The 13257-nt window shown below is 68.6% G+C and carries 13 protein-coding genes and 1 tRNA gene; 6 read left to right on the top strand and 8 right to left on the bottom strand.

The window, feature by feature from the left end; translation table 11 throughout:
• Position 1: 1 nt before the first annotated feature.
• On the bottom strand, positions 2 to 766 hold the full coding sequence (locus ACYVJS_RS12750) for an exonuclease domain-containing protein (protein WP_460740279.1): 765 nt from the start codon (positions 764 to 766) through the stop codon (positions 2 to 4).
• A gap of 68 nt (positions 767 to 834) precedes the next feature.
• On the opposite strand from ACYVJS_RS12750, the gene ACYVJS_RS12745 reads away from it, so the two are divergent.
• Positions 835 to 1734, top strand: coding sequence for an alpha/beta fold hydrolase (locus ACYVJS_RS12745; protein ID WP_460740278.1), 900 nt, complete (start codon positions 835 to 837; stop codon positions 1732 to 1734).
• Here ACYVJS_RS12745 and ACYVJS_RS12740 read toward each other — a convergent pair.
• Positions 1694 to 2254 carry a CGNR zinc finger domain-containing protein gene (locus ACYVJS_RS12740; RefSeq protein WP_460740277.1) on the bottom strand — a complete coding sequence of 187 codons (561 nt, stop codon included), beginning with the start codon at positions 2252 to 2254 and terminating at the stop codon, positions 1694 to 1696. The two genes, ACYVJS_RS12745 and ACYVJS_RS12740, sit on opposite strands and share 41 nt — an antisense overlap.
• Positions 2255 to 2327: 73 nt before the next feature.
• On the opposite strand from ACYVJS_RS12740, the gene ACYVJS_RS12735 reads away from it, so the two are divergent.
• Positions 2328 to 3311 (top strand): EamA family transporter, encoded by a 984-nt coding sequence (locus ACYVJS_RS12735; RefSeq protein ID WP_460740276.1) that lies wholly within the window; start codon positions 2328 to 2330, stop codon positions 3309 to 3311.
• On the opposite strand, the gene ACYVJS_RS12730 is transcribed toward ACYVJS_RS12735, so the two are convergent.
• Genes ACYVJS_RS12730 through ACYVJS_RS12715 form a run of 4 tightly spaced genes read right to left on the bottom strand, consistent with a single transcriptional unit; the run spans position 3283 to position 7060 of the window.
• Positions 3283 to 3756, bottom strand: coding sequence for an Lrp/AsnC family transcriptional regulator (locus ACYVJS_RS12730; RefSeq protein WP_460740275.1), 474 nt, complete (start codon positions 3754 to 3756; stop codon positions 3283 to 3285). The two genes, ACYVJS_RS12735 and ACYVJS_RS12730, sit on opposite strands and share 29 nt — an antisense overlap.
• Before the next feature lie 57 nt (positions 3757 to 3813).
• The gene (locus tag ACYVJS_RS12725) at positions 3814 to 5562 is read right to left on the bottom strand and encodes an alkaline phosphatase family protein (RefSeq protein WP_460740274.1); all 1749 of its coding nucleotides are present in this window, start codon (positions 5560 to 5562) and stop codon (positions 3814 to 3816) included.
• A gap of 35 nt (positions 5563 to 5597) precedes the next feature.
• On the bottom strand, positions 5598 to 6191 hold the full coding sequence (locus ACYVJS_RS12720) for a histidine phosphatase family protein (protein ID WP_460740273.1): 594 nt from the start codon (positions 6189 to 6191) through the stop codon (positions 5598 to 5600).
• 26 nt (positions 6192 to 6217) lie between these two features.
• Positions 6218 to 7060, bottom strand: coding sequence for an NAD-dependent protein deacetylase (locus tag ACYVJS_RS12715; RefSeq protein ID WP_460740272.1), 843 nt, complete (start codon positions 7058 to 7060; stop codon positions 6218 to 6220).
• A 100-nt stretch (positions 7061 to 7160) separates the two neighbouring features.
• Between ACYVJS_RS12715 and ACYVJS_RS12710 the strand changes: the two genes are divergently transcribed.
• A complete protein-coding gene (locus ACYVJS_RS12710; protein ID WP_460740271.1) occupies positions 7161 to 7979 on the top strand; it encodes a TrmH family RNA methyltransferase in 819 nt (272 codons plus the stop codon).
• Here the strand turns inward: ACYVJS_RS12710 and ACYVJS_RS12705 are convergent.
• Entirely contained in the window at positions 7955 to 8806 is an 852-nt protein-coding gene (locus ACYVJS_RS12705; RefSeq protein ID WP_460740270.1) for an SGNH/GDSL hydrolase family protein, read from the bottom strand. The two genes, ACYVJS_RS12710 and ACYVJS_RS12705, sit on opposite strands and share 25 nt — an antisense overlap.
• A 107-nt stretch (positions 8807 to 8913) precedes the next feature.
• On the opposite strand from ACYVJS_RS12705, the gene ACYVJS_RS12700 reads away from it, so the two are divergent.
• Positions 8914 to 10779, top strand: coding sequence for a DEAD/DEAH box helicase (locus ACYVJS_RS12700; protein WP_460740269.1), 1866 nt, complete (start codon positions 8914 to 8916; stop codon positions 10777 to 10779).
• Between the two features lie 79 nt (positions 10780 to 10858).
• Here ACYVJS_RS12700 and ACYVJS_RS12695 read toward each other — a convergent pair.
• Positions 10859 to 10943: transfer RNA gene (locus tag ACYVJS_RS12695), tRNA-Leu, on the bottom strand.
• 126 nt (positions 10944 to 11069) lie between these two features.
• Between ACYVJS_RS12695 and ACYVJS_RS12690 the strand changes: the two genes are divergently transcribed.
• Positions 11070 to 12383, top strand: coding sequence for a M20/M25/M40 family metallo-hydrolase (locus tag ACYVJS_RS12690; RefSeq protein WP_460740268.1), 1314 nt, complete (start codon positions 11070 to 11072; stop codon positions 12381 to 12383).
• Positions 12384 to 12413: 30 nt separating this feature from the next.
• Positions 12414 to 13250, top strand: a complete 837-nt coding sequence (locus tag ACYVJS_RS12685) for an undecaprenyl-diphosphate phosphatase (RefSeq protein ID WP_243227827.1) — start codon at positions 12414 to 12416, stop codon at positions 13248 to 13250.
• The last annotated feature ends 7 nt before the right edge of the window (positions 13251 to 13257 follow it).

Below are 13257 nucleotides of genomic sequence, written 5' to 3'. Positions count from 1 at the left end.
CTTAACGGATCGGCCAGCGTCCGTCGACGGGATCGAGCGGATCGATGCGCCCGATGCGGACGAAGTACTCGGTGAGGCTCTCCGCCTGAGACCTCGCCCAGGCGATCTGGTTCGTGTGGAGCTCTGCGACGGCTGCCGGCAGCAGATCGCCGTACCTCTCGCAGAGGGCGAGTGCGACCCTTCCCGCGGCGACCGCATCCGCTGCGGCTTCGTGCGCACCCTCGAGAACGACCCGATAGTGCTCGGCGACGACGCTCAGCGTCCGCTTGCCGCGACGATACGTGTCGAACGCCTTGTCGAGCACCAGCGGATCGATGACGGGAGACGGGTCTTCGATCGGCGCCACGGAGTGACGCGCGGCCTCGTGTCGCAGCAGGGAGAAATCGTACGGGGCGTTGTAGGCGACGACCGGAGTGCCCGCTGCGAAGAGCTCCGAGAGTGCGGCGGACACCTCGGCGACGACCTCTGGAGCGGGACGGCCATAGGCTCGGGCGTGTGCGGTGGAGATACCGTGCACGGCCTGCGCACCCTGCGGGATCTCGACGCCCGGATCCGCGAGCCATGAGCGCGCGTGGATTACGGAGCCGGTCTCGTCCAGAACGCCGACATGCGCCGTCACGATACGGTCGCGGGTCACATCGACGCCGGTCGTCTCGAGGTCGAAGACTCCGATGCGCCTGACCCACTCGGGAGAACGCGGTGTCAGGAACTCCTCCGGGTCGAAGAGCGCTTCGGGGGCGCCGGCGGCGACGGGGTGGTCGGACATGCGATCACGCTACGGGAGACCACCCCCACGTCTCGATGGCCACGCCGGGCGCCACGTAGACTCGAACGGTGACCGCGCCGCATCCCTATGCCGACAAGCTCGCGCCCATCCCCGTGCAGCGGCACACCGTCGAGGTCCTGGGCGGCGAGACCGTCTACTGGGAGTACGGCGACGAAGACGCCAGCACAACGCTGCTGCTCGTGCACGGCTTCCGTGGGGATCACCACGGGCTCGAGCCGGTCGTCGCGAACCTGCCCGGCTTCCGGGTGATCGCTCCCGATCTCCCGGGCTTCGGCGAGACGGCTCCGGTCCCGAACAGCGTCCACGATCTGGAGCTGTACGCGCAGTGGCTGCAGGGCTTCGCGGCGGCGGTGGCTCCGGGAGCGCCGATCCTCGGTCACTCGTTCGGGTCGATTGTGGCATCGGCGGCCGTGGCCGAGGGACTCCCCACGGATCGCCTCGTGCTCGTGAACCCGATCGGTGCGCCCGCGCTGGAGGGGCCGCGCGGACTCCTGACCCGCCTCGCTGTGTTCTACTACCGAGCGGCGGCGCGTCTGCCCGCGCCCATCGGTGACGCGCTGCTGCGCAACCGGGCGATCGTGCGGGGCATGAGCGTCGCCATGGTCAAGACGCGTCAGCCGCTGCTGCGCCGGTTCGTCCACGACCAGCACGATCGCTACTTCTCGCGCTTCGCCGACCGCGACGTGCTCTTGCAGGCGTTCGTGGCTTCCGTCTCGCATGACGTGCGCGAGTTCGCGCCGCGCATCTCCCAGCCCACGCTGCTCGTTGCGGCTCAGCTCGACGACATCACGCCGATCGAGGCCGAGCGCACCCTGTGTGCGCTGTTCCGCAATGCCGAGCTCGTCGAGATCCCCGGCGTCGGCCATCTCATCCACTATGAGACGCCGGAGCCGGCGGCGGCCGCGATCAGTCGCTTTCTTTCGCCTTCCGCTGACGGTACGCGTTGACGTTCATCCGGTTGCCGCAGTTGCCGGTGTCGCAGTAGCGCTTGGATCCGTTGCGGGAGAAGTCGACGTAGACCGCTCCGCAATCGTCGGCCGAGCAGACGCGGATCCGCTCGTACGCGTCTGCGCGGATCACATCGACGAACGCCATCGCCGCTTCGATCAGGATGCGATCGGCTAGGGGGCCGTCGTCGGGCGTCGCGTGGATATGCCAGTCGTACGCATCGTGGCGCACGAGACGCGGCACCGCGTTGCTCTCGTGCAGCATGGCGTTCACGAGGGGCACCGCGGCGTCGCGATCGACGGACCAGAGCTCTCGCAGGCGCGGCCGGATGCGGCGGATCGCGTCGAGTTCGGCGGCGTCGAGACGAATCGTTCCGGAGTATGGGTGCACCCGAAGATATGCGGCGAGATCGTCCAGATCGACGAGGCCGTCCAGGTCCGGCGAGGCCGTGCCGGGCAGCGTGTTCACCATGTCCGCGGTCATGACGAGGGACGAGCGTGTGTCAGGGGTGAAGATCAAGTTGACTCCTGACTCGATGGGGGATAGCGTCACCAGCGTTCTTCTAGTTTACTCCTGACAGCCGGAGACGCCGATGGTCGCCCAGACCTCCTCCCTCACCGTGGTCGCGCCTTTGCCCGTCCCCGGGCGCCGTGTCGCGGGACTCGCGGTCGGACTCGCGTCGGCGCTGGCTTTCTCGTCCAGTGGCCCCGTCGTGAAGCCGCTCATCGAGGCCGGTTGGACTCTCGGTGCGGCTCTCCTGGTGAGGATGTCGCTCGCGGCACTCATCCTGTCGCCTGCTCTCGTGCGGGCCGTTCGGCTCCGGCGGGGACTCCTGCGCCGCCAGTGGCCCCTCATCGTCGGATTCGGCCTGACTGGCGTCGCGGGTTGCCAGATCTTCTACTTCGCCGCCATGCAACGGATGCCGGTGGCGGTCGCCCTCCTCGTGCAGTACCTCGCCCCCGTGCTGCTGGTCCTGCTCGCATGGGTGCGCACCCGTCGCGCTCCATCGCGACTGGTGCTCATGGGATCGGCCGTCGCGATCGTCGGTCTCGTGCTGGTCGTGGACATCGCCGGCGCGCGCTTCGACCTTCTCGGCACCGTGTTCGCGCTGGGCGCCGCGGTCTGCGTCGGCGCGTACTTCCTCCTGTCCGAGCGCACCGGAGAAGAGCTGCCGGCCCTCGCTCTCGCCGCGGGCGGGCTCATCGTCGGGGCCCTTCTCATGGCCGTCCTGTGCATGACCGGGCTCTTGCCGTTCGCCGCTCCCGACGTCTCCGTCGCCCTGGCGGGGATCCAACTTCCGGCATGGGTCGCCATCGGCTGGGTCGGTGCTGTCGCGACGACCCTCGGGTACGCCCTCGGGGTGATCGCCGTGCCGATGCTCGGCTCTCGGGTCGCATCCTTCGTGGGACTGTCCGAGGTCCTCTTCGCGCTGGTGTTCGCCTGGGCGCTTCTGGGTGAGGCACCCGGTCCGGTGCAGATCGTCGGCGGGGTGGTCCTGATCGTCGGGGTCGTGCTCGTCAGAATGGACACGTCCCCGTCAGCGGCGTCTATCGCTGCGGGTGCGCCAACCCCATGAGGGGTGTCACGCGATAGGGGATGACCTCGTCCATGACGAGCGAGGTCTCCGTGCGTTCCACCCCGCTGATCGCCAGGATGCGGGCGTCGGTGTCGAACAGATGCTGCGCATCGCGACACGCGACCCGAACGAGCAGATCGACGGAACCCGCCAGCCCGTGGGCCTGCAGGACCTCCGGCACCTCCGCCAGTTGCTCTCGGATGCGCGGCAGTTCGTGCTGTCGCACGGTCACGCTGACGTACGCCTCGATCGGGAATCCGAGGGCCCCGGTCGAAAGGGCGCGCTGGTAACTGAGGAAGGCCCCCGTGCGATCGAGGCGGGCAAGCCGCGCCTGGATGGTGTTGCGGGACAGCTGCAGGCGCTCGGCGAGAGCGACGACCGTTGCGCGATGGTCGTCAGCAAGCGCGCGGAGCAGCTCGATGTCGATACGGTCCAAGGCGGGCATGATGCGCAACGCTAGCAGCAGTGAGCGGCACCGTTTGCGCATATTGCGACCCCGACGCTACGTCGCCGTCGGGGTCGGGGATGTGCCCTGAGCCGTGAACAGCCCCAGTCCGTGCGCCTTGAGAATGTTGTAGGCGTCGGCGTAGGTCTGCGGTTCCGGGGCGCCGCTCGGGCCGTAACGCTCCAGAAGGAGTCCGAGCAAGCCTTTCGCGGGCGACGTCAGCGGCTTGTCGGAGGTGCGGATCTCCTCGAGCTCGTCCTCTTCCAGCAGCGGTGGCACGTAGGCGGGACTCACGGTGGGCCAGGTGGATGGATCGCGCGGCTCGGTCAGATTGGTCGCACTGAACAGGGTCGGAGCGCCACGGTCGCGATCGGTCAGCGGCTCGAGACCGTGCAGCTGACAGAGGGTCGCGATGACGGCGGCATGATGGATCTCCTCGTTGATGATCGTGCCCGCTTTCGTATACGCCGACACGGCGATCGCGGGCACGCGCACGCCGAGTCGGTTGAAACGGAACCCCATCTCGCCCTCGGCGGCCTCAGGGTCCGGCGGAGTCGCCTTGGGCGGGACGACGTGGTCGTAGGTACCGCCGTGCTCGTCGAACGTGATGAGCAGGAGAGTGTTGAGGGCGTTGGAGCCGTCTCTGCTGACGGAGGTGCGGATCGCGTCGTAGACGCTCGCCACCAGTGCTTCGCCGGCGCGGACGTCCGAGACCGCCGAATCGAACACGGGGGAGCCGTCGACGTCGCTCCCGCGCACCACGCCGAAGGGAGGGTGGAAGTCGTTGTGGTTGTAAACCATCCGGGGCTCGATGAACGCGTAGTCGGGCAGAGTCCCCGCCTTCGCATCCGCGAAGAACCGGTCCATGTATGCGAAATGGTCGCTCCGCCAGTACTTCTCCAGTACCGGCGCATGCATGACGCCGGTGAGCGAGACGAGCTGCTGTTCGTCGAAGTAGATGCGCCAGCTGCGGCCCGCCTCCTCCAGGCGGTTGAAGATCGTCGGCGCCGCGGGCGCATCCAACCACTTGCCATACCCGCCGCCACCGCGATTGGTGACGAAGCCGTGCGAGGTCGAGGCATGGAAGAAGGAGCGGTTGCAGTACGTCTGGCTGGGCACAGCGCAGTGCCAATGGTCATAGACCGCGAACCCCTGAGCCAGCGTCGAGAGCACGGGCAGCATGGCGGGGGAGAATCCACCCATGATGACGTCGGCGTCGGCCGGCGACGGTTCCTTTCCCTTGCTCGTGCGTCGATAGTTCGCGACGTAATCGCGCACGAACCCCTGCATCGTTGGGGTGGTGTCGGCAGCCGGCGCGTTCCAGGGCGCGCGCAGCGGTCGATGCCACGAGGTCTCGTTGGACGCTGGATCCACCGTGCCGAAGATCTGGGTGTTCACGTGCGGGTACGTCTCGCCGGGATCCGGGTCGGGTGAACACATGATGTCATCCGTGCTGCCGGTGTAGACGTGCGCAGGCACCGTTCGACCGTCAGGCGCGGGGTTCGAGTAGTCGCCGAACGCGAGGCCGTCGAAACGTGCACCGGTGGGCAGGGTGTCGGGTGTGTAGAGGTGGCCCAGGAGGTTGTCGAACGACCGGTTCTCGCCCATGAGCACGACCACGTGCGCGAACGCAGGTTCATTGGCTGCGCGCGACGGACGCGTCGAGGCCTGTACCGCCGACGCGCCCGCTCCAGCGGCGCCGCCCAGGGCCAGTCCCCCGAGGGCCAGTCCGCCCACTCGCAGGAAATCGCGCCGGGATGCGGCTCCGGCATCCGGCGGCGGATCGTTCTTCGGTCGACGGCTCATCGTGTGTCAGGCTACGGCATCGCCGTCGAGCCGACTCAGGCGGACGAGTAGGAGAGAAGCCGCAGGACGCCGTCCTGCCACGAGAACTCCTGCGCAGACCCGTTGCCGAGACGGTCGCCGTCGGCGGGAAGCTGTTCGTCGGTGGCGAACGCCAGCACCTCGCGGATGAGGGCGCCGTGTGCGACGGCGATCACCACAGGGGGCGCCGCGTCTGCAGATGCGTCAGCGATCACCCGTGCCAGACCGCTCAGCGCGCGCTGGCGCAGCTGTTCTCGCGTCTCGGCGCCAGGTACTCGGGCATCGGGGCCCCGTCCCCAGCGCTCGGCGAGTTCGTCGATGGATACGCCTTCGGCCTCGCCGTACGAACGCTCCCTCAGCTCGGGATACCTCCCGGCCACCGGCCGTTCCAGGATCGTGGCGATGATGTCCGCCGTCTCGGCTGCGCGCTGCAGATCGCTCGAGACGAGGAACAGCGGGCTCTCTGCGTCGTGGCGGTCGCGGAGGGCGAGGCCAGCATCGCGAGCCTGCGCGCGTCCGGTGTCGTTGAGGGGGATGTCTGTCGCGCCCTGGATTCGGCGTGCACGGTTCCAGTCGGTTTCGCCGTGGCGGATGAGGATGAGGTGGGTCACGGGCCTGTCGGTGTGTCGAAGCGGAGTCAACGTCGGCGGGGGAGTGCGTCCGCCAGGGCGGTGAGCACCTCACTCGTCCCGGCGTCGACCTTCACCGTGGCCCGAGCATCGGCCCGGGTCTGTCCGCGGTTGACGATGACCACCGGAAGCCTACGTCGCCGGGCGCGCTCGACCAATCTGATGCCCGAGTTCACGACGAGGGACGAGCCCGCCACGAGAAGTGCGTCCGCGGCGCGCACGAGCTGCTCGGCCTCGCGGAACCTCTCGGCAGGGATGAACTCGCCGAAGAAGACGACGTCCGGCTTGAGCACGCCCCCGCACACGCTGCACTCGGGGATGCGGAAGCCCTCCACCTCGGCGCCCGCGACGTCGCCGTCGGGCCCGAGCGGCAGTTCTTCGGTCTCGCTCAGCCAGGGGTTGTCCGCCTCCACCCTCGCCGCGAGATCCCGTCGGTCGAACACCTGCCCGCATTGCAGGCAGCCCACGCGGCGCATCGTGCCGTGCAGCTCGACCACGCGACGGGAGCCGGCACGTACATGCAGACCGTCGACGTTCTGGGTGATGACCCCGCTCGTGATGCCCTCAGCCTCCAGGTGGGCGAGGGCTCGGTGGCCCTCGTTGGGCTGGGCCGCGGCGAAGCGCCGCCAGCCGAGGTGGCTGCCCACCCAGTAGCGTCGTCTGGCGCTCTCCTCGGCGAGGAACTGCTCGACACTCATGGGCTTGCGCACCGGCGCGCCCTGTCCGCGGTAGTCCGGGATGCCGGAGTCGGTCGATACCCCGGCCCCGGTGAGGACGGCGACCCGGCGGCCGGCCAGCGCATCGATCGCGCGCTCCAGCTCGGCGAGGGCGGTCGGATCGGGTTCCGTCACGAGTGGCACAGTACCTCCTGCTGCCGAGCCTACGCCTGCCGGTTTGCGGGCATGTTTCGTGGCCGGCGTCCGAGGCTGGTTAGCTGGCGGAGGAGGACGTATGCACTTGGAAGAGATCACCGACCCCGACGACGCGCGACTGCACGATTACCGCGACCTGACGGACGTCGCTCTGCGGCGTGTGTCGGAGCCGGCGGAGGGGTTGTACATCGCGGAATCCGCGAAGGTGATCGCGCGGGCGCTGGCGGCGGGGCACCGACCCCGTTCCGTGCTCGTGCAGCAGAAGTGGGTCGATGAGGTGTCGGCGCTTTTGGGTGCTACCGACACCCCCGTGTACGTCGTGCCTGCCGCGGTCGCGGAGTCCGTCACGGGCTACAGCGTGCACCGCGGCGCGCTGGCGGCGATGAACCGGCCGGAGCTGCCGGGAGTGGCCGATCTTCTGCGGAACGCCCGCACGGTGCTCGTCCTGGAGGACATCGTCGATCACACGAATGTGGGGGCGGCGATCCGCGCGGCCGCGGGGATGGGGGCGGATGCGGTGCTGGTCACCCAGCGCTGCGCGGATCCGCTGTACCGCCGAAGCATCCGGGTGAGCATGGGTACCGTCTTCCAGGTCCCCTGGACACGCCTGCCTGCGTGGCCCGAGGCGAGACGCCTCTTCGACGAGGCGGGATTCCACCTCGCCGCTCTCGCGCTCGCGGACGACGCCGTCGCGCTCGAGTCGTTTGCGGCGTCGCGACCCGAGAGGGTGGCATTACTGCTCGGCGCCGAGGGCGACGGTCTGAGCCGCGGGGCACTCCGGGCGGCCGACACGGTCGTGACGATCCCGATGGCGGGCGGCGTCGACTCGCTCAACGTGGCGTCAGCGGGCGCCGTGGCGCTCTGGGCGCTGGCTCATCCTCCCGCGGTGGGCGACTGATCGTCGAACCGTGCCACGCGCGACGGTTCCGGGCGCTTCGCCGTCACGTGGTCGCCTGACGACTGGTGCCTCAGCCGCCGCAGAACCCAGGGGACGAGGTACGTGCGCGCCCAGACGAGATCATCCGCGCGGGCCGCACGCCAGTTGCGCACCGCGATCGGCGCCGGCTGCATCGGCGTCAGGTCGTTGGGGACGTTGAGGGCTCTCAGCACCATCCGCGCGACTTCGTGATGACCGAGGGCGTTCAGGTGGAGGCGGTCGTCCGCGAAGAAGCGGGCGTCCTGGATCTCCTTCAGGCCCCACTGGTCCGCCACGATGCAGTCATACCGGTCGGCGATGGCACGAAGGTTCTCGTTGTAGATGGCGACCTTCCCGCGGAAGCCGCGGAACACCGGCGAGAAGTTCGTGTCGATGCCCGTGAACACGACGACGGTGGCGCCCGTCGACGAGAGACGGATGACGGCATCCTCGAACTGCTGCGAGATCTCGTCCGGATCCGTGCCGGGGCGGATGACGTCGTTGCCGCCCGCGCAGAAGCTGATGAGGTCAGGGGACAGGGCGAGGGCGGGCTCGATCTGCTCCGCGACGATCTGGCCGATCAGGCGGCCGCGCACCGCCAGATTCGCGTAGGCGAAGTCGTTTAGGCCGCTTCCGAGGACCTCGGCGACGCGGTCCGCCCAGCCACGGTTGCCGCCAGGCGAGTCGGGTGAGGGATCGCCGATGCCCTCCGTGAAGGAGTCGCCGATGGCGACGAATCGCCGCCACGGGTGGCCCTGATCGTTTGCGACGTAGGGCGTGCGGTGGGGCAGATCCGATTCGGTGGTCATCGTTCCTCCTAACCTCTCAGCGTAGCCTCGTGCCCTGAACGGAGGTCGGGTCCGGGTGTCCTCGATCTCGCCTATCGTGGATTCTCGCGTTCGAGAACGGAGGTGCGATGGACGACGAGCGGGAGACGACCATCGACGCCGATCGGATCGACGAGCACGGGGCCGAGCACATCGGCAGTTTCGCGGCCGAGCACCTCTCACCGACGTATCCGCAGCGAGCACCGTGGGGAACCGCGCAGCGCCTGCGCGCCTGGCAGGCGGAGGCCCTCGACCAGTACTTCTCGCTCGACGGCCCGGATGGTGTGGGCAAGGGCCCCAGGGACTTCCTCGCCGCCGCGACACCCGGCGCAGGAAAAACCACCTTCGCGCTCCGACTTGCGAGCGAGCTGCTGCGCCGTGGCGTCGTCGACCGCATCATCGTGGTCGCGCCGACCGAGCACCTCAAGACGCAGTGGGCGGATGCTGCGGCCCGGGTGGGCATCCGCCTCGACCCCCACTTCAGCAACCGACACACGGTTCCGGCTCGGCAGTATCACGGCGTCGCGGTGACGTATGCGCAGGTCGCCGTGAAGGCGTCCGTCCATCAGTACTTGACGATCGAGAAGCGCAGCCTCGTGATCCTCGACGAGGTGCATCACGGCGGCGACGCCCTCAGCTGGGGCGACGCGCTGCGTGAGGCGTACGGGCGTGCCACCCGCCGGCTGCTGCTGTCCGGGACGCCCTTCCGCTCCGACACAGCCCCCATCCCGTTCGTCGAGTACCACCCGGATGCCAAGGGCAATCGCGTCTCGCGCACCGACTACGCGTACGGCTACCGTCGCGCGCTCGAGGACGGCGTCGTGAGACCCGTGCTCTTCATGGTCTACGCCGGCCACATGCGATGGCGCACGAAGACCGGCGACGAGATGGAGGCGCAGCTCGGGCAGGACAACACGAAGGACATCACGTCCCAGGCGTGGCGTACGGCGCTCGCGCCGGAGGGGGAGTGGATCTCCGCCGTCCTGCGGTCGGCGGATCGCCGCCTCTCGGAGGTGCGGGAACAGGTCCCGGATGCGGGCGGCCTCGTCATCGCGACCGACCAGACGGCGGCGCGCGCGTACGCCGACATCCTGCAGCAGATCTCCGGTGAGTCCGTCACCGTCGTCCTCTCCGACGAGGCCGAGGCGTCCTCTCGCATCGAGACGTTCTCCGCCTCGGATTCTCGCTGGATGGTGGCCGTCAGGATGGTGTCCGAAGGTGTGGACGTGCCGCGCCTCGCCGTCGGCGTGTACGCGACCTCTGCGTCGACTCCGTTGTTCTTCGCGCAGGCGATCGGTCGTTTCGTGCGTGCCAGGCGCCGCGGTGAGACCGCGAGCGTGTTCCTCCCGAACGTTCCGCAGCTCCTGACCCTCGCCAACGAGATGGAGCGCCAGCGCGACCACGCGCTCGATCGCGAGAGCGACGCGGAGGACATGTGGGACGCCGAAGAGGACATGATGAACGCGGCGGAGCGCGAGGATTCCGCATCCGACGCGCTGACGGAGGAGTTCGCGTACCAGGCGCTCGGTGCCAACGCCCACTTCGACCGGGTGCTGTTCGACGGCAAGGAGTTCGGCCAGCTCGCCGTGCCCGGGACGCCGGAGGAGGAGGAGTTCCTGGGCATCCCGGGGCTGCTCGAGCCGGAGCACGTGCACGAACTCCTGATGCAGCGCCAAGCCCGTCAGGGACGCCATCGCTCCGCGCGGGAGGCACGCGAGGCGGCGGGGGAGCAGGAGCCGTCGAGCGACATCCCCGCGCCCCTGCATCGCACGCTCAAGGAACAGCGCCAGCTGCTCAACAGCCTGGTCGGGCTGTACGCGCGACAGAGCGGTGAGCCGCACGGCGCGGTGCACACCGAGCTACGTCGCCTGTGCGGCGGACCCGCGGTCTCGCACGCGACCGTCGCACAGTTGCAGGCTCGGATCGAACTGCTGCGCAAGCGCGTCCGCAGCTGAGCGCGGCATAAGCGTCGGCGCGGGATGGCACGAGCGCAAAGAAGAAGAGGGCCCCTTTCGGGACCCTCTTCGGTCACTGTGCGCGAGGGGGGACTTGAACCCCCACGCCCTATACGGGCACTAGCACCTCAAGCTAGCGCGTCTACCTATTCCGCCACCCGCGCAGTGTTTTCGTCGCTTTCGCAACGAGGAGCAACGTTACCACGTCCCGTGTCCGGTCGATAATCCAGGACGCCCCGCGTGTGTCGCGCGTCACGGGACGGACACACGGAGCCGGTAGCCTGAACCCCATGACGGACGCGACTGCCGCAGGCGCGCCCGATCTGCCCGAGGTCGCGCGGATCGCGCGAGACCTCATCCGCATCGACACGACGAACTACGGCGGCGGTCGTGCTGTGGGTGAACGCGAGGCAGCCGAGTACGTCGGCGCCTACCTCGAGCAACTCGGTCTCGAGACGCAGTACTACGAACCGGTGGATCGCCGTACGAACGTGTTCGCTCGCGTGCCGGGACGGAACCGCACCCGGCCGGCCCTCGTCGTCCATGGTCACCTCGACGTCGTGCCTGCCGTGGCGGAGGACTGGAGCGTCGACCCGTTCGCGGGCGTCGTCCGTGACGGGATGCTGTGGGGACGCGGTGCGGTGGACATGAAGAACATGGACGCCATGATCCTCACGTCGGTCGCGGAGCTCCTGCACGCAGGCGAGCAGCCGGAGCGCGATCTCGTACTGGCCTTCTTCGCAGACGAGGAGAACGGCGGCGTCGAGGGCTCCTCGCTCGTCGTCGAACATCGACCGGAGATCTTCGCCGGCGCGACCGAGGCGATCAGCGAAGTGGGCGGCTTCTCCGTCGACGTCGGCTCTCGACGTGCCTACCTCCTCCAGGTGGGGGAGAAGGCGCTTCTCTGGTTGCGGCTGGTCGCGCGCGGCGCGGCCGGGCACGGCAGCAGATTCCACCCGGACAACGCGGTGGTCCGCCTCGCCGAGGCCGTCGCGGCACTCGGGCGCACCGAGTGGCCGCTGCGGCTCACGGACACCACCGAGCGCTTCCTCGCCGAGATGTCGCGCCTGACCGGGATGGACGCAGCCGATCCCGATGCGTTGGCCGATGCCGCCGGTCCTGCATCCGCGTTTCTTCGGGCGAGTCTGCGCACGACGGCGAACGCGACGGGACTGGCCGCCGGTTACAAGCACAACGTGATCCCCGACCGGGCCGAGGCGCTGATCGACGTCCGTGTGCTCCCCGGGACCGAGGATGCGGCGCTCGCGGACATCCGTCGGATCGTCGGCGAGGGGATCGAGATCGAGACGGTCGTGCGCGACGTCGGCCTGGAGACGACCTTCGACGGCGACCTCGTCGATCGCATGGTCGCCGCCCTCGCGCGGCACGATCCCGAGGCGCCCGTCATCCCGTACCTGCTCGGTGCGGGCACCGACAACAAGGCGCTCTCGCGTCTGGGGATCACCGGTTACGGGTTCGCGCCGTTGCGCCTTCCGCGGGGCATGGATTTCACCGGTATGTTCCACGGTGTCGATGAGCGCGTCCCGATCGATTCCCTCGTGTTCGGGCAGCGCGTGCTGACCGACTTCCTCCGCACCTGCTGACCCGTCATCCGATAAGGCGAAAGGCCGTCGATGCAGAATTTCCTCGAAGCGCTCCTTCTGGGCCTCGTCCAAGGTCTCACCGAGTTCCTTCCGGTCTCATCCAGCGCGCATCTCGCGATCCTCGGAGCCTTCCTGCCTTCCGCTCAGGATCCGGGCGCGGCGTTCACGGCGATCACGCAGATCGGGACCGAGGCCGCGGTCGTGATCTTCTTCTGGAAGGACATCGTCCGCATCATCTCGCACTGGTTCGGATCCTTCACCGGACGCGTGCCGCGTAACGATCCCGACGCGCGGATGGGCTGGTTGATCATCGTCGGGTCGGTGCCGATCGTCGCGCTGGGACTCTTCTTCCAGGACCAGATCGAGGGCGTGTTCCGCTCGCTCTGGCTGGTCGCGGGCATGCTCATCTTCTTCGGCGTTCTTCTCGGCATCGCCGATGCGGTCGGCGCACACCGCCGTAAGCTCAAGGACCTCACGGTCGGCCACGGCATCGTCTTCGGCCTGGCGCAGTCGCTCGCGCTCGTGCCGGGGGTGTCGCGCTCCGGCGGCACCATCACCGCCGGTCTCTTCCTCGGCTATGAGCGTGCGGCGGCGGCGCGATACGCGTTCCTACTCGCGATTCCTGCGGTGTTCGGCAGCGGCTTCTACCAGCTGTTCAAAGTGCTCCGCGAGCCCGAAGTGGACCCCGTGTTCAACCTGTGGGAGACGGGGGCCGCGACCATCGTCGCGTTCTTCGTCGCGCTCGTGGTCATCAAGTACTTCATGGCGTGGATCTCCAAGCGCAGCTTCCTGCCGTTCGTGATCTATCGCGTCGCGTTGGGTGCGTTCGTGATGATCATGCTTGCGACCGGCGTCATCGCCGCCTGATCACGGG

This window comes from Microbacterium neimengense (assembly GCF_054782995.1).
The sequence above is the reverse complement of the archived record's forward strand: the minus strand, read 5'-3'. Positions and strand labels throughout refer to the sequence as shown.